Origin of the sequence: Providencia sp. wls1914 (assembly GCF_009706645.1) — a bacterium.
In the GTDB taxonomy this organism is placed as follows: Bacteria; Pseudomonadota; Gammaproteobacteria; order Enterobacterales; family Enterobacteriaceae; genus Providencia; species Providencia zhijiangensis.
Map to the genome: position 1 here is coordinate 49,555 of NZ_WLUN01000017.1, position 17,150 is coordinate 66,704.

The 17,150-nt window shown below is 38.2% G+C and carries 16 protein-coding genes and 1 pseudogene; 11 read left to right on the forward strand and 6 right to left on the reverse strand.

The annotated features are described in order from the left end of the window. Positions 1-242: 242 nt before the first annotated feature. Complete coding sequence (locus GKR74_RS16615; protein WP_154604492.1) at positions 243-1,247, forward strand: LacI family DNA-binding transcriptional regulator; 1,005 nt, start codon at positions 243-245, stop codon at positions 1,245-1,247. Between the two features lie 58 nt (positions 1,248-1,305). On the opposite strand, the gene GKR74_RS16620 is transcribed toward GKR74_RS16615, so the two are convergent. The 4 genes from GKR74_RS16620 to GKR74_RS16635 form a co-directional block, all read right to left on the reverse strand. After that, positions 1,306-2,277, reverse strand: coding sequence for an ABC transporter permease (locus tag GKR74_RS16620; protein WP_036954045.1), 972 nt, complete (start codon positions 2,275-2,277; stop codon positions 1,306-1,308). A 10-nt stretch (positions 2,278-2,287) separates the two neighbouring features. Next, positions 2,288-3,772 (reverse strand): sugar ABC transporter ATP-binding protein, encoded by a 1,485-nt coding sequence (locus tag GKR74_RS16625; RefSeq protein WP_154604493.1) that lies wholly within the window; start codon positions 3,770-3,772, stop codon positions 2,288-2,290. 190 nt (positions 3,773-3,962) lie between these two features. Next, a complete protein-coding gene (locus tag GKR74_RS16630) occupies positions 3,963-4,823 on the reverse strand; it encodes an ABC transporter substrate-binding protein (protein WP_414153954.1) in 861 nt (286 codons plus the stop codon). Between the two features lie 160 nt (positions 4,824-4,983). Beyond that, positions 4,984-6,057, reverse strand: coding sequence for a zinc-binding dehydrogenase (locus GKR74_RS16635; RefSeq protein ID WP_036954051.1), 1,074 nt, complete (start codon positions 6,055-6,057; stop codon positions 4,984-4,986). A 555-nt stretch (positions 6,058-6,612) separates the two neighbouring features. Here GKR74_RS16635 and GKR74_RS16640 point away from each other — a divergent pair. The 10 genes and pseudogenes from GKR74_RS16640 (at position 6,613) to GKR74_RS16685 (ending at position 15,619) form a co-directional block, all read left to right on the forward strand. Further along, a complete protein-coding gene (locus GKR74_RS16640; RefSeq protein ID WP_154604494.1) occupies positions 6,613-7,173 on the forward strand; it encodes a LemA family protein in 561 nt (186 codons plus the stop codon). 21 nt (positions 7,174-7,194) lie between these two features. Continuing rightward, positions 7,195-8,238, forward strand: coding sequence for a hypothetical protein (locus tag GKR74_RS16645; RefSeq protein ID WP_181478062.1), 1,044 nt, complete (start codon positions 7,195-7,197; stop codon positions 8,236-8,238). A gap of 1 nt (position 8,239) precedes the next feature. Continuing rightward, positions 8,240-8,905, forward strand: a pseudogene (locus GKR74_RS16650) (LemA family protein). Beyond that, positions 8,788-9,171, forward strand: coding sequence for a hypothetical protein (locus GKR74_RS18120; RefSeq protein ID WP_336431355.1), 384 nt, complete (start codon positions 8,788-8,790; stop codon positions 9,169-9,171). The pseudogene GKR74_RS16650 and the gene GKR74_RS18120 overlap by 118 nt, the downstream one beginning before the upstream one ends. Before the next feature lie 825 nt (positions 9,172-9,996). Beyond that, a complete protein-coding gene (locus GKR74_RS16660; protein WP_154604497.1) occupies positions 9,997-10,623 on the forward strand; it encodes a fimbrial protein in 627 nt (208 codons plus the stop codon). 57 nt (positions 10,624-10,680) lie between these two features. Next, positions 10,681-11,340, forward strand: coding sequence for a fimbrial protein (locus GKR74_RS16665; RefSeq protein ID WP_154604498.1), 660 nt, complete (start codon positions 10,681-10,683; stop codon positions 11,338-11,340). 35 nt (positions 11,341-11,375) lie between these two features. Continuing rightward, positions 11,376-12,029, forward strand: coding sequence for a DUF1120 domain-containing protein (locus GKR74_RS16670; RefSeq protein ID WP_154604499.1), 654 nt, complete (start codon positions 11,376-11,378; stop codon positions 12,027-12,029). A gap of 40 nt (positions 12,030-12,069) precedes the next feature. Then, entirely contained in the window at positions 12,070-14,484 is a 2,415-nt protein-coding gene (locus tag GKR74_RS16675) for a fimbria/pilus outer membrane usher protein (protein ID WP_154604500.1), read from the forward strand. Between the two features lie 35 nt (positions 14,485-14,519). Then, complete coding sequence (locus GKR74_RS16680) at positions 14,520-15,206, forward strand: fimbria/pilus chaperone family protein (RefSeq protein ID WP_154604501.1); 687 nt, start codon at positions 14,520-14,522, stop codon at positions 15,204-15,206. A gap of 71 nt (positions 15,207-15,277) precedes the next feature. Beyond that, positions 15,278-15,619: a helix-turn-helix domain-containing protein gene (locus GKR74_RS16685; RefSeq protein WP_154604502.1), complete on the forward strand. Its 342-nt coding sequence runs from the start codon at positions 15,278-15,280 to the stop codon at positions 15,617-15,619. Between the two features lie 127 nt (positions 15,620-15,746). Here the strand turns inward: GKR74_RS16685 and GKR74_RS16690 are convergent, their stop codons facing one another. Together GKR74_RS16690 and GKR74_RS16695 are read right to left on the reverse strand one after the other, a co-directional pair. Next, on the reverse strand, positions 15,747-16,562 hold the full coding sequence (locus GKR74_RS16690) for a hypothetical protein (RefSeq protein ID WP_154604503.1): 816 nt from the start codon (positions 16,560-16,562) through the stop codon (positions 15,747-15,749). A gap of 30 nt (positions 16,563-16,592) precedes the next feature. Continuing rightward, positions 16,593-17,114: a hypothetical protein gene (locus GKR74_RS16695; protein WP_154604504.1), complete on the reverse strand. Its 522-nt coding sequence runs from the start codon at positions 17,112-17,114 to the stop codon at positions 16,593-16,595. Positions 17,115-17,150 lie beyond the last annotated feature (36 nt).

A 17,150-nucleotide genomic window follows, 5' to 3' on the forward strand; every position in this document is an offset into this window, starting at 1 on the left:
CATTTATTAGTGGTTTTTCAGTTTTTTTACTTTTAAAACAATTTTTTATATTTGGCTTGATTCAAATTGAGAATATTAGGCATAAGATGCTATTGGTTTGATGTATAAGAAAGAAAACTGATTTATCTTCAATGATAAATAGGTATAATGGATTAATCGCAATTCTTATTCAGCAGCGACATCAACAGAACACGCTATACCCTACCAAATACAATAATCATTACAGGTTGACTAGCATAAATATGACTAAACAAGATAGTTCAACAACCATCATTGATATCGCCAAACGCGCGAATGTGACCGATATTACGGTATCTCGAGCTTTTAATCACCCAGAATTGGTAAAAAAAGAGACGCGAGAAAAAATACTCGCTATCGCACAAGAGTTAAATTATGTCCCAAATGTATTTGCACGGAATTTAAAAAATAAAAATAGCCGAATTATTGGGGTCGTCACGGACAGTACCTTTAACCCATTCTATGTGGTATTAATCCAGACGGTTTCCCGTTTAGCGAAAGAGAAAGGGTATCAGGTGATGATCTTTGATACCGATAGCGATGAAAAAGCCGAACAAACCGCCATTGAAACCTTAGTTAGCTATAAGGCTAGCGGCATTTTACTTTCACCTGTTCGTGACGATAAAGCCTATCAACCGAGTTATTTGTCATTGATTGATCAGCATAAAGTCCCATTGGTTTTTGTTGACCGTTCTATTTATGGTAAAGATTATCCTGGGCTGTTTTTGAAGAACTTTGAAATTGGGGCATTAACCGGTAAATATCTCAATCAGCAACGTAGTGAAAATACCTTAATTGTCTCAGGGCCTGAGCATTCTGAAATTAGCCTTTCACGCTTAGCGGGTATTTATGACCAATTTACCAACCGTAAAAATATTCATGTCCTGTACAGCAGTTATATTTTTAGTAAGAAAGATGAAGAGTATTTAAGAGAAAAAATAAAAGAGCTCTATACACCCAATATGTATATCGTGGGGTTAAACGGAATTATTACCGCGGGGATGTACAAAATTATTTCTGAACTCGGATTATCTTGCCGTTATTTCTCGGTGGACTTACCACCTTATGCTGATACTTATCATTTATCGATTTCAGGCGTTCACCATGACTCAGTTTATTTAGGTAAACGAACAGCGGAATTATTGTTTGCAGAGATAGAAGGTGGCTCCACCAAAGAAACGGGTTCCAAGCAAATTTTCGTCAATGGCAAACTCGTAACTTACGATTAAAAAAATAAGGATTTCATCATGAAATCCTTATTTATTATTTCTCATAACAGCGTGAAAATTAACGCTTCATTGAGCTAATTAAGGTTGCGCCCCAGATAATTAAGCCTTTTACAATATATTGAACGTACGGTGAAATACCCAATAGGTTCAAGCCATTGTTCAGCACACCTAAAATCATTGCACCGATCAATGTACCGATGATCATTCCGCGACCACCTGCGATAGATGCTCCACCCAAAACTACTGCTGCAATGGCATCAAGCTCAAAACCTACACCGGCATTAGGCTGACCACTCATAACACGAGAGGTAAAAATCAGTCCGGCAAATGCAGCAGTGAAACCACTGATGACGTACACCAACATTTTGTAGCGCTCAACGCGGATACCACTTAAACGCGCAGCCTCTTCGTTACCGCCAATCGCATAAATATAGCGACCGAATGGAATATGATTAAGCACTACATAAAAAATCAGATACAGACCCAGCATTAACAGGATAGGTACTTGAATTCCCATCAATTCTTCACGTCCCCAAAAAGCAAACTCTTGAGGTAAGCCAGAAATAGGGTAACCACCGGTGTAAATTAGCGCTAAGCCTTTCGCGATGATCATGGCGCCTAAAGTCACGATAATCGGCGGCATTTTACCGTAAGCAGTTAAAATCCCATTAATAAATCCAAATGCGATACCAGATAGCAGACCCAGTGCAATGGCAATGGAAGGGTCCATACCATAATATTTCATTAATCCAGCCATCAATGTACCGGATAGCGCCATCACCGCCCCAACGGAAAGATCGATTCCTCCGGTTAAGATGGCGAATGTCATCCCGATAGCAATGATTGCGTTAATAGAAACTTGGCGGGCAATAGTGGATAAGTTATTTACCGTTAAAAAATGTTCATTAAAAATGGACATACAAGCAAATAAAATAATTAACCCAACGAGAGGTAAAAATGCCGGTATCTTGGTTAATTTGGCAAAATTAAATTTATTCTTCGCCAGTGGAATTGTACTTTGGTTAGACATAGTCATGATCCTATATAATATTGCCGGCCGCATGTAACATAATTTGGGTTGAGTTAATCTCGTCCCCACTTAATTCAGCAGCAACTTCTCCATCTCGAAACACCAAAACACGATCGCTCACGCCAATAACTTCAGGCAGCTCGGAGGAGATCATAATAATTGAGATCCCTTTTTCGGTGAGTGAACGCATTAATTGATAGATTTCTGATTTTGCTCCGACGTCGATACCCCGTGTTGGCTCATCGAAAATAAGAATTTTGGCTTGTTTATTCAGCCAACGTGCAATCACCACTTTTTGCTGGTTTCCGCCGCTAAGCGTTGAAACCGCTGTATCTGCTTCTGGTGTTTTAACTTTGACCTGCGAAATTAAATCAAGAGATAACAAATGCTCTTTTTTGTTTTGAATTAAGAACAGCTTCTGGGCGTGGTTATTTAGCCAAATATTCTCTTTAACTGAGAATGGCAAAACCAACCCTTGGGTTTTACGGCTTTCAGGTAAAAGGCCAATGCCTAACTGGAGCGCTTGCGCCGCAGACTTCACTTTGACGTCTTTCCCCTCGAGAACCACTTTTTTCTTGTAGGCTTTATCTGCGCCTATCATGGCGAGAATATTTTCAGTGCGGCCTGAGCCGACTAAACCTGCAAGACCGAGTATCTCGCCTTTTTTCAATTGAATGCGGTTGGTTGGGCTAGAAGCAAATCGTTGAATTTGAGCATCGAGAATGACCTCTTGCCCATCAAAATGACGTTTTGGCGGGTAGATATTTTCGACTTCACGACCCACCATCATTTCGATGATCACATCAAGGTCGGTATCATCTACCTTGCGGGAGCCAATATATTGACCATCTCGCAATACGCTAATGGTATCGCAAATTTCATAAATCTCTTCCAAGTGGTGAGAGATAAAGAACATACCGACGCCTTTTGCTTTCAGATCACGCATCACATCAAATAGGTGATTGGCTTCTTTGGGGGTTAATGTTGCCGTTGGCTCATCTAATACCAATATTTTGGCATCAAGAGAAAGCGCTTTGGCAATTTCCACAAATTGTTGCTCAGCAATACTTAAATGGCTAATAGGTTCATCAATATCAATATTAACGCCCAACTCAGATAGAATTATCTGCGCTTTTTCACGCATGAGTTTTCTATCTAATAAGCCAAATTTATTTTTAATTTCCCGGTTTAAAAAGATATTTTCAAAAGCATTCAAATAAGGGATTAACGAAAACTCTTGGAAAATAATACCGACGCCCGCTTTAATGGCATCACGATAATTATGGAAGGTGTGCTCTTCGCCTTCGATAAGTATTTTCCCGCTATCTGGTTTATGAATTCCACACAGCACTTTCATTAGCGTTGATTTACCCGCACCATTTTCACCCAGCAGTGCGTGTACCTCTCCTTTTTCTAAAGAGAGATTAATATTATCTAGCGCCTTAACCCCAGGGAAAGTTTTACTGACATCTTTTAATGCTAACAATTGCATCATGTTGCTTCCCTTGTTTTCTTTACCGCTTAAAAATGGGTAACAAAGCGAGTTGGAAAGATAAAACGATTAAATAGTCAAAATAAGCCAATAAACAGAGTGTCATTTATTTTTATTAACGGTATTGCGCCAGTGAATAATCCACAGACGCAATACCGAGTTAGACTTATTTATTTACTTGTTGATTTACCGATTACCAATGGAAATCTTTAGCATTGGTTTTGTCGATTAACTTAACATCCAGAGGAACTTCTTTAGGTACGTTAGCTCCCCAGTGTTTTGCTAAGCCCATGGCTAAACCAATACGCACTTGGTCACGTGGGAATTGTGCAGAGGTAGCGATAAACGGTGAATTACCTTTGGCAATTTCAGCGACGGCTTCAGGAGAACCATCAACACTCACCAGTTTCACATCACGGCCCGCAGATTCGATGGCCGCTAATGCGCCTAAAGAACCCACATCGTTCACACTGAAGATACCATTCAAGCCAGGGTTAGCTTGCAGCATGTTTTCAGTGACGTTCATCGCAGTATCACGCTCTTGTTTACCGTTTAATTTGGTCACAATCTTGATATTTGGATACTCTTTCATGGCTGCTTCAAAACCACGAACACGCTCAAGGATTGGCACGACAGGGATACCATCAAGGATAGCAACTTCACCTTTACCACCTAATGATTCACCTAAACGTTTACCCGCCATTAGGCCCGCTTCGTAGTTTTTAGATCCAACGAATGAATCGATTGGACCGTTAGCTTGTGCATCGATTGCAATGACCACGACACCGGCTTTTTTCGCCGCTAATACCGCCGTTTCTGCACCCACGCTATCCGCTGGGTTAATCAGCAGGATATCGATTTTCTTCTGCAGCATATCTTCGATGTCGCTCGTTTGTTTTGAGACATCGTGTGCCGCATCAGCGATGTAAAGCTGAGCGCCCATTTCACCTGTTGCGCTTTCTAAAGCCTCTTTCATGGTCACGAAATATTCGTTATTCAGTTCTTGAAACGACATTCCGACAGAAACAGGTTTTGCTGTCGCGTTAAAAGCCATGCCCAGTGTTAAAACGCTTGCTGCAACAGCTAACTTTTTAAATTTACTCAACATAAGATGTTCTCCTAAAGAGTCTTTAGTGTTATAGGGTACTGCTAATATTTATGATTATTAATGACTTACTTTAATTATGCTGATACTGCATTTCACTACAACAGCATTATGGCTTGATAACGACTTTGATAGAGTCTGCCGATTTCGCCATAACAAATGCCTCTTCCCAATCATCGATTGAGTAGAAGTGGGTAACGATATCATCAGCGCATACTAACCCGCGGCTAAATAGGTCAATGGCAACCTCGTAGCTGTATGGGCCTAAGTGAGCACCTCGGATATCTAACTCTTTACGGTCACCGATAATTGACCAGTCTACGGTGGTTTCTTTACCGAAAACGCTGAACTCGACAAAGCGACCCAGTTTACGGATCATTTCTAACCCTTGAGTCACGCCGATTGGTGCGCCAGTCGCTTCGATATACACGTCGCAACCGTAACCTTCAGTCATCTCTTTAACCAGTTTGATGGCATCTTCTTTCAGTGGATTGATCACCACATCAGCGCCAAATTTCTTCGCTAATTCAAGGCGTTCATCGATAGCATCGATAACGACTAATTTTTTCGGGGTTTTGAGTTTTGCGACTTGGATCATGCACAGACCCAGTGGACCCGCGCCGGCGATAACGACAACGTCATTTAAATCGATATCACCGCGACGAACGGTATGGATGGCGCAAGCCATTGGCTCGATCAGTGCGGCATCTTTTTCTGAAAGCTCATCTGGAATTTTGTGAATAATGGCACGCTCAGAAAAACGCATATATTCAGCCATCCCACCATCGGCAACTTCTTTTTGGAAGCCGTAAATATCATGGGTTTCGCACATCCAATATTTGCCTGACTTACAGAAACGGCACTCCCAGCAAGGCACGATTTGTTCCGCTAAAATACGGTCGCCCACTTTCAGACCATATTTTTCACCAGAACCTTCACCCAGCTCAGCAACGCGTCCGTAAAACTCGTGTCCCGGTACGACAGGGGCTTTGATCCATGGGTTTTCACCCCAGAACATTTGAGCGCCATCATTCGCTTTACAGTCACCTGCGCAGATACCGCATCCGTCGACTTTGATGACCACTTCACGAAACCCTGGTGTTGGTCTTTTAATTGCTTCAAAGCGGTAATCATGGGGACCATGACATACAACAGCTTTCATTTTTTCAGGTAGGGTACTCATATTCTAATAACCTCATTCTGGATGTTGGCTATAATGTTGACGTCAACATTAAACGTCGCTTTTGTAACTAAACCGTTCTCTTTGTAACGCTTGACGGCTAAAAATAATAATGGTGTGAGAAAAGTGATGCTCTATTGTTATAAATAAATTGTTTAGTTTTTAATATGACGACGTCGTCATTTTTGAGAGAAGCTAAATAAAAAAGTGATAATTGTGATTCAAATCCTATTTTTTATTTAAGAACTCTTTTGTTTATGAGGTTTGTTTGACAGATAAAATGCAAACTATAGTGGATTCGATGATTTTCGAAAGAGTATAATTAGTTTCGTTATTTTCAGAAGTGAAGAATCTTTGAAAAAACATTTCAGCTAACACTTTAAGGTGAAATTTGAATTAGTTTGCGTCATTAATGTGATCGCGATCGATTTGGTGTGGCGTATAAATCTCTATTAATCCTTTTCTTTGCTATTTTTCCGATTGAATAAAAAGTGTTATATCGATAACTTAAATTAAATATCTCTGCATTAATGATTTTTTTAATTAAAAGGCATAAAAATGGCAACGACAATGATTGTTCTTCTGGTTTTACTGCTTATTTTAGCGGGATGGGGAATTTCTATTTATAACCGCTTGGTGAGTACTCGGAATCAAGTTAGCAATCAATTTGCCAATATTGATGTGATTTTAAAACAGCGCGCGGATCAGATTCCCCAATTAGTCACCATAGTTGAAAAAGCCATGGATCATGAAAAAGCGCTGTTTACCTCATTGAGTGATGCTCGCCAAAATTATTTCAGCGCTAAAAATGTGAATGAAAAAATTGCGGCATCGAATGAAATGGATAAGGCATTAAAAAGCCTCGTGGCGGTTGCTGAAAACTACCCAACGCTAATATCGGGTGAACAGTTTACCCAATTACAAATCGCACTAAGTGAAGTGGAAGATAAAATCGCTCAGCGCCGCGAAGGCTTTAATGACGCAACAACGGAATACAATACGGCGATCCAAATGTTCCCAGACAGTATTTTTGCCAATATTTTTGGTTTTACTGCGTTGCCTTTATTGGAAATCTCTGAGGCTGAGAAAAAATATGATGGTGTTCAATTCAAATCATAATCACCGTTAAAGGTATCATCTGTGAATATCTACTATTTTCTAGGTGCCGCATTAGGCGGCATTCTTTTTTATTTAGACCGAAAATATTCCAAAAAGCGTAGATTAAACTGGGGCATCATTCCTTTTACTGCGGTGCTATTTGGGGCATGGGAAACTATCTCGCCGAGACCTGGCGAATATGAACGCTACTTTTTCTATGCCGTGGCTGTAGGGATGGCTTTTGCGGCTAGTCGTATTGTCGTTGGAATAACGGAAAGTGCTTATGACCGCTATCAACGCTTACAAAAGGAAGGTTCCTCAAAATTTACTGCATTATTAAAAACCCTTGTTGGCACGGCATTAGCCGCGTGTTTAACCATGGGTTTTTTCATCGATATTCGCCTCTTTTTTGTGGCTTTCGTCTTACTGTTTGTTTTCAGTTTTATTCAAAATACCCCCGAAAAACGCTTTCTAAAGTTTCAAAAAAACCTCGCGACTTCAAAAATTCGCTCAATTGCGATGGGACTCGTAGAAGTAGAAGGGAAAATAACATCAGGAAAGGAAGTTAAAAGTAAGTTGGGTAATCGCAGCTGTTATGGTGCTTTCTATTATGAATATTCTATTTCTACCGATAAAGAAGGTAAAAAAAGTTATACCCTCAGAGACAGCAGTGTTCAGCTACATGATTTCACTATTACGGATGATACTGGCTCAGTGAAAGTTATTTGTGAACCTGACTATTTTGTCCATATCGGATTAATACCCCATCAGGATTTTGAGAGTGGTAACCGGCGCTATAAAGAGTATTTGCTTGAAAGCGGGAAGAGTTATTTATTGATTGGTTCAGCGGACAGTGAGAATGGTAAAGTGGTGATCACCCGTAAAGCGCCACACATGTTATTAGGCGTTTCGCCATCAGATTATGTGACTAGCTGGAATAAATCTGCACCAATGCGCCGGAACATCGGGGTGACTGCAATGATTGCAGCTATTCTGATTGCGTTAATATTAATGACGCCAGTGAGTTATCAAGATGGATATTTAACGCTTCATTTTAACCAAATTTCGTTATCTGACAGTGAATGATATGAATCAGATTATCTTTTGGATTTTTGTCGCCGTGATAGGCACTATTTTGGTTCGCTATATTGTGGGGATCTACAACAATATTATTTTCTTGAAAAATAACTGTGAAAAAGCGTTTGCCAATATTGATGTGCTCCTAAAAAAACAGGCAGATTTAATGCCTCAATTAACAGTCATAGCGGAAGGGGCAATGGCCCATGAAAAGCGTTTAATTAGCGAATTACTACAAAGCCGTCAGCATTATTTATCCACGGAACAGCTCGACGTTAAAGTGGATTCTGCAAACCAATTTCGCTCACATTTAAAGCCGATTTTTTTACTGGCAGAAAAATACCCTAAACTGATTAGCCAGCAGGCGTTATTAGCATTACAAACATCAGCGAAAGGGCTTGAAGATCAAATTGCGGATCGCCGAGAATTTTTTAATCAAACGGTCACGTTATACAACACCAATATTCGTCTTTTCCCGAATCTTATTTTTACGCTCTTATTTCGTTTTAAAGATATTCCCTTGCTGTATGTTCAACAGGAGTCTGCATCATGATCACCATTCCTTTTTCATGGTTTGGTTTCACCGATTGGTTGGTGAATAAAGGGGAGCCAGGGTTGATCGTGATGTTTGCCACGTTTGGCATGATCCCCGCCTGTATTGTTTTCACGTTGGTAATGAGAATGGTTGGGATGAAGAAATTTATCGCTCCTGTGGTATTGGGCATGATGAGCTCGATGTTTATCAGCATGATGGTGCTTATTCCGCTGTTATTAATTTTCCGCTTCGATAATATTCCAAAAGCGATGTTAGTTTGGATGGTAGTTCTAGGAAGCTGTATTGTCTTTTTCCTAATGAATATGAATTACATTGAGATTTGGTCATCAAGCCGAGAAGACAAAAAGAAAAAGAGTGTGACGGCGAGAAAGAAACGGAAAAAATAAAAGGCGTTTTTTACTATTGCTTACATTATATTTGACTGTTTTATAGAGTAGATCAAAAAATAAATTATTAAACTGTAGGATAATGGCTTTATAATCCACCAAATAAAAATGAGTGACTAGGATAAAACACAATAGGTAAGTTGTATATATCATATTAAGATAGTCATAATATGACTTTTAAAAAGGATGGCTAGATAAAGTCACTATTATTACTCTTCATCAGTGTAACAACTTGGTTATGATTTTGGTGTAACTTCACAGTTTTGTATGGTTTCGTTAGTTTACTGTTTATAAGTGTGAATGGTTTACTTGGTTATTTGTTCGTATCATTTTGATTTATAATCAAATAAAATCCATTCTGTCTTTTTTTGTCAATTATCGACCTTTTATTTTTACTCTGTATGTGTGTTAAATTGTAATTGTTCGCTAATCGGAATAAATAAAAAGTATATTTGATATAAAATACTGTATTTGTATTCTTTTTATGATGATTCTAGGTTTAAATATATTCAACAGATAATCCTAAAACGAGTAATTGAGTTTACTTGTTTGTTTTCTATGATGAAACATGCTGAAATACTTTGTAATAAAGCAAAATTAAATAATTTGCTTTATTTAGGCTAATTCAAATTCTAAAAATATATGCTTATAATGGCTCCATCGAGTTAATTAGGCTGATGAGGTTTATTAGCTTTAAACCGATATTGAAAATAAATAAAACCAACTAAATATCTAAAATATTCTTGTTGGAATTTTAATTTTAAAATTCCAATAGGAGGGGTTTTATTCGTTTAAATATTATTATTATTTTATAGGATTTATTTCATGTTTAAGAAAACCATAATTGCATTATCTTTAATTTCTGTTTCAAGCGCGACATTAGCAGCGGCACCCGTGGCAAATTTAAAAGTGTCAGGTTCAATTACACCACCAACTTGTACTATTAAAGGGCAGAATGAAGTTGACCTAGAATATGTATTTGATGTGTCACCTGGAATGTTTCCTGTTTCTGGTAATTTAGGACTTGATGCAAAAACAAATAGCATTGAAGTGATTTGTGATGCTGCGACTTATTTAACTTTCTCCTCTACTGATAACCGTGCGAGTTCTGTATTAACCGCGGGTGTATATAACTTTGGTTTAGGTCTGTTTGATACCGATAAAAAAGTTGGCTTCTATACAATCAACATGAAGAATGCGACAGTCAAAGCGGATTCTTCAAGCGCTGCTCAAACTGTCGGTATTTCGAATGGAGCCACATATGGCACAACAATGTTTATTGATAAAACGAAAAAAATGGCATGGGCAACAGCTGCAAGCACATTAAAAGCAGGGCAAATTTTTGCAGCAGACTTTGATGTAAAACCAACGCTGAGTTCTGAATTGAAAACAAGCTCGGGTGATGCAGAATTAGATGGTCATGCAACATTAGCCTTTGCTTTCTCTCTCTAATTTTTTGATTGAAATGAATAGATATAAATTTATATCTATTCATTATGGAACGGAACTATGATTAAAAAAATAACACCATTAATACTATCGACAGTGTTAATATCTCCAGCTGTATTTGCCAATACAACTGCAAATATAAAAGTATCCGGCAAAGTTGCAATGCCAACCTGTTTAATTAATGGAAATGAACAGTCAGATGTTATTTTTGAATTAGCAAAAACATCACCAAGATATTTAAGCCAAACATCCTATACGGTATTACAATCACCGGTTAAAAAGAATGTCACTGTGACTTGTGATGCGGAGACATATTTAACCTATCGTGCAACGGATACGTATCAAAGTACACCATGGCCTACAGCATCTGGTGATAGTTACTTTTTCATGGTGCATTCGGATAGCCCAGATAAATCTGTAGGTGCAGTGATGTTTGCTGTTTCTGATGTCACCATTGATTCTAAAACCGCTTTTATTGCAAGTGATGGTGTTACAACAAATAATGATATCATGACTAAAAAAATACTTAATGGTTTTGGTACAAAGAGCTCAACAATATTCGCTAATAAATTAACAGCAGGAAAAGTATTCTCTGCGGATTTTGTAACAACTAGCGTTTATATTAGCTCAATCAACCAATTAACGGCAGCCGGTATTGATTTAACATCTAACGTTGATTATCAAGCAGAGGCTGTGCTGGCGTTTAACTTTGGTATTTAATTAAATTCTAATGAGATTTATTTCTTGGGGAATATATGCGTTTATTTGTCACTCCAGTAACTAATAAAACTATATTGTTATTTATATATTGTAGTCTGTTTTTTAGTGAAGCAGTTTATTCGCATACTTTTCAAAATAGAAATATTATTGAACAGGTTGAGTCACCCCCTACGTGTGAAATCGTTATCCCTGATGGCGGGCAATATCAATTTAATCAATTGCATGCTCGCCAGTTTAATGCAGTTAAAGCAACGGAAATACCGGAGATCACCAAAACATGGCAAGTGTCGTGTAATACGCCAACTCAATTGCTTGTTCAGTTTTCGGATAACCGAAGTGATTCATCACAGTTGGGAAACGAAGATTATTTTGGACTAGGGAAAGTGAATAACCAAGGACGATTAGGGAATTACCAGCTGATACTTAACCAATCTAAAGTGGATGGTCAAGCGGTTGGAATCGGTGCTGTGGAAGGCTCTGGGCCATTTCAACGCACTCAAGGAGCGGTATTAAAAGGAAAAAAATACGCATGGTTTACAAATGAAAACGTATTATCCAGTGGAAAAAACTTCACCGTTAATATAGCCGTTAAGCCTATATTAAACAGCCTTAAAGAGACCAATGGTCCAATTATTGATGCTGTGGAATTAGATGGTAGTGCAGATATTATATTTTCATTTGGAATATAGTTTTAATTCTTAGTAATTTATATTGGAAATAAAAATAATAATGAATAAGAAAAATAAATTTTCTTATTGCCAGCTATTTTTAATTTTTGTCGTACTGCATGTAAATAATTCCGATGCATCTGAATCAGTAAAGGGTGGAGCAGGATCGTCAATTAATTTTGATATCGACTCTTTAAAATCACTAGGGTATGGGGCAGAGGTCGCTGAATTCTTTATGAAGGGTAATCAGTTTTTACCTGGAAATCATGATGTCACCATAAAATTAAATGGCAGTAATGAATATACTGCGAATATTGAAATCAATGAAAACGGTGAGCTTTGCCTGACTGACGGATTAATGAGTAAGTTGAGGTTAAAAAAAGTTAACTTAACGGATGGATGTAATACATTCGAACAAATTTACCCTGAAGCAAAAATTGCATTACATCCTAGCTCCTACCAAATAGATATGGTGGTTGCCGAAGAGAATTTAGACCCAAAGTTACAAGGTAATGAGTTAACGTACGGTGGGTTTGGTGTTGTCAGTAACTATCAATTATATGGTATGCATATTAACGGTAATTACAGCCAGCGTTTCTACCAAGGAGAGTTTGAAACAGGCATTAACTGGCAGAATTGGGTTTTACGAAATAACAGTAGCCTTTCTGCTGGAGACTCAAAATCACAATATCAATTTAATGAAACTGTACTGTCAAAAAGCATCGAACCTTTGCAGTCGTTATTAGATATCGGGCAACTTAATACACAAGGCGCATTTTTTGGGGGAACACCGCTGGATGGTGTGCAAATTTACTCAGATAGCTCTTTGCAAGGTTCGAATGTTTTAGTTGTTCCGGTGACTGGCTTTGCAAGTACACCGTCAACGGTTGAAGTTCAGCAAAATGGACGGCTGCTATATCGAACGATGGTGCCAGCGGGGCCTTTTGAGTTAAATCGTATTAATAATGTGGTGATTGGCTCACCTCTGGACGTCACTGTTTTCCAAGATAATGGTGAAAAACAGCAGTTTCAGGTGGTGACAGCCAATCAGCAAACTGCGGTTTCGCCCATGAGTTATCAATTTTCAGTGGGACGTTATCGTAGCCAAAGTGATCTGCGAACGGATAAACCCATTATTGGCAGTGCAGAAATAAGCCAGCAATATGGCATGTCAAATTATGGCGCAGGCGTACTTTATTCAAATCAATTTCAAGCGGTGAGTGGACGACTTAACTCTTATTTTGATTTTTCAACGCCGATTTCTACGGGGATTGGTGTTCAAAGTGCGAGAAATAATGAAAAGCGTGGGGAGCAGATCGATTTCAATAGCAATATTGCATTTGAAAAAATGACATTCGGGGCATCTGTTTTATATCGTACGAATAAGTTTCCAACCTTGGATAGTTCATTATTAAAAAAGCAACCCGCTCAGGATGAGCAAGAAAATACGAATAGATGGTTTAGTGGAGAATTACAAACTACCTCTTCGTTATTTGCAAGTTGGGGTGATGTTACATGGGGGCGCTTTAGCGCTAACGTAAACCATAATCATTTTTATGGCGATAAATCTGATACCGTTTTTTATTCAGCAGGCTATAGCCGAAAAATTGCAGATATTTCGATGAATGTGAGTTACCAAACGGGTGATGACCGAGATAGCCGAATTTTTATTAATGCATCGATGCCGTTAGGTAAGAAAAAAAATGTCAGTATGCAGAGTCAATATTACCAAGATAAAACCATGGTAATGGCAAATTACAATCAGCAAGTCAGCGATAATTTAAGGTATTCCGTTGGCGCTGGTCGTAATGATGGCTCGAGTGTAGTGAATGGCAGTATTAATAATGCCAATGCGTATAGCAATATTTCGCTGAGCGGTTCGATGTCCCAGAATAATACGCACTCAGTCACGGTCTCTGCATCAGGCGGCATGGCGTATTCCGATGGGTTATTTGCAACATCATCGGTACCTATAGGAGACACCTTTGGCATCGTGTACGTACCGGATGCACCAGGGGTTAGAGTCAACACGATGGGCAGTGGCACCACGATAACGAATCATTTTGGGACGGCAGCGATTTCATCGTTACCAAAGAACCAAAAGTCTACGGTGCACTTAAATACAGAGAAACTGCCCCTGAATGTGCGTTTGGATACGACGTCGTTTGACGTTGCGGCGGCGAGAGGGACTGTCATGACGAAGCGCATTCAGGCAACCACAATGCGCCAATTATTGTTGAGCATCAAAATGGCCAATGGTGATGACGTTCCTTTTGGTGCCAGTGTACTTAATAAAAAAGGTGATTATATGGGCGTCATCATGGGGGAAGGTAATTTATTACTCAGTAATGAGCAAATTGGTGATGACATTATTTTACGCTCACCTAACTCTGATGATTGCATTATTAAATATAACGTGCCGGAATTTTTTTCCGCTGAATCACTTTATGAAGAGGCAGATGCTATCTGCCAATAATCTTAATATTATTTGAATACAAGTTTGAGGTTTCAATGAAAAAGTTAATTTATATCGCATTTTTAAGTTTAATGGGCTTAATGAGTGTATCTGCAAAAGCGAGTTTCCAATTAGAAACGATGACTGTTATTTTAGATGCAGGTGAAGAGCGCAAAGTATTTAGTGTAAAAAACACATCGAAAGAGCCTATCTTATTATCAACAAAAGTCTCTGATTTAGAGGGTTCGCAGCCTATGGCTAAAGATATTATGGTATCTCCGCCAATTGTTAGAATTGAACCAAATGAAAGCCAGCAAATTAATTTTGTTTTAAAGAAAGGGTTAGATTTAAAACAAGAACAGATTTTGCGTGTTTCTTTCCAAGGTGTCGGTGCCGTTAAGCAAAACTCTGCAAAAATGCCTATTCGCCAAGATGTGGCCATGTTGATTACGCCTGCAAATGGGGTATTAAGCCAAACGCCTTGGAAAAATATCACCGTTAATCAAAAAAATAATCAACTGATGTTGACGAATACAGGGGATCAAGTTATTCGCTTATCACCTTCAGTCACGACATTACCGAGCAATGACGCTTATACCATTGATCAATTTTATTTAAGACCGAATGAAAGCAAAACTATTAATGTGAAAAACACAGTACAGGAGTTAGTGATTTCCCCATTAAGTCGTTACGGTTTTAAAAATCAAAATAATGAAACCATCAAAGTCACTCATAATGGATAACTTTATCTATCAGTAGGATCGAAAATTAAATTTTTAATTTAATCGTTCCAGTACAGGGAGATATATAAAATATGAAGAGCGAAGATGAAGATAGTAAACCTGAAAATCATGTTTACTCCGTAATAATCGGTAGAGAACTGAAACGAATTCGTAAAAAGAAAGGTTTCTCAGGCTCTAAGGTAGCTAACCAATTAGGTATTTCACAGCAGCATTATTCGCGATATGAGTGTGGAAAATGCCGTATTTCTGTTGATACATTATTAAGTGTTCTCTTTATTTTAGATTTTGATTTTGGGGACTTTTTCAGTGAGTTAAGATTTCAGCTGAATAATGATTATCATGGTGAAATTCCAAATGTGAAGCTAAGTGATACTCACAAGGATATTGAAAGCTATTTTGATAAAACAAGTTAGGATATCAATTTGATATTATTAATATCTTTTCTTTATTTATACTTTTCTACATTTATTTTTGATTGTAAATCCGCCATTAGGCGGATTTTTTATATTAATGAGTGACTAATAGAATACGAGTTCAAGCTTACTGAATGGTCGTAATATATTCTGCATTCCAAATATATTCTCCTGCTTGACTTGGGCATGTTCCTTTTAGGTGAGTTTCAATCTGTTTCTCTTTTTGCCCTGCTGGCATTTGAATGACTTGGGGCTGAGTATTAAGAATACTTTGGTTATCAAGAACAATATCAAAATCATCAGGCAAATCATGAGATCTTACGGTTAACTCCATTTTTTTACTTTGTCCCATATATCCCACAAAGCCTACCGTTAATGGAATAACCGCTTCTAGATTGTCATTGGGTGAACAGGTTTTTAAATCAACAACTGCAGGTGCGCTGATATGTGGATATGCCATACTTGATGCATGTAAATTTACAATCGTATAGGTGAGAGTTGTTGGTCTAAACAGTATCTGGCCCCCGCTGTAATCATTTGTCACTATGCTACAGTATAAAACCCAGGTTTCATCATTAAATCCTGATAGGCTCGTGACATATGTAAGTCCATTAATTGAATTATCACCCCCAAAAAAATCGAGTACGGTAGCACTTCCATTAAGTTTAATTTTTCCATCATTAAAGGTCTCTGCATAGATCCCCAATCCATGACTATAAAAAACGGTTTTCATTTCCTCTAAGCTTGACCAGCATGCAGATCGTAATGGACCTGATGTGCCGTTGGGATTACTGTAATCTACTGCAAACCTAAACAATGTACTTCTATCTTTCGAGGTAATTTCTTCAATATATACATCTTTAGTTTCTTTTAGAATAAATGTCGTTTCTGCATAAAAAGATAGCGGAAATAATGAAATAATAAAAATAAATAACTGGCGCAATGTTGTTGACCTTACTGGTTAATTTGCAATTTACATCGGCTCGATAGTGACAGTAATCTGTCCATTAACGTCACCAACAGGGGTACTTGAAGTAGAGGCTACCTGCGGAACGACAGTGATTTCTGTCTTATCCCCATCTTTGGAGCTGTCTCTTTCCAAAGTTGCTGTTGTCGACGATAAATCAAGATAGTTTTCATCGAATTTTAAGCAGTAGCGCATAAAGTCAGCGTCCGTTTTAATACAGGAACCATCCGCTTCATTTGCTTTGAAAGTGTATTTATATTTGTCGGTTCCTGAGCAAGTAGCGGTCAACGTGAATTTTTTAGAATAAGCGTCTAAGTCATTTCCGGTTAATTTACCATTGAATGCAGAACTCGGAATTTTATCTAAAGAAACCATCTCGGGGGCATCAAGTGTGCAGCCTGCCAAAACAGTCGCTTTTATTTTAACTAACGCACTTGCACTTTCCGCGCTGGCTAAGTTGATATTTGCGCCACCAACACAGGTGACGACCAAAATTAATTTTACGAGTTTATTGATAATTAAATTCATATTAAGCCTGTTATTTAAATAAATGATTAAAATAGT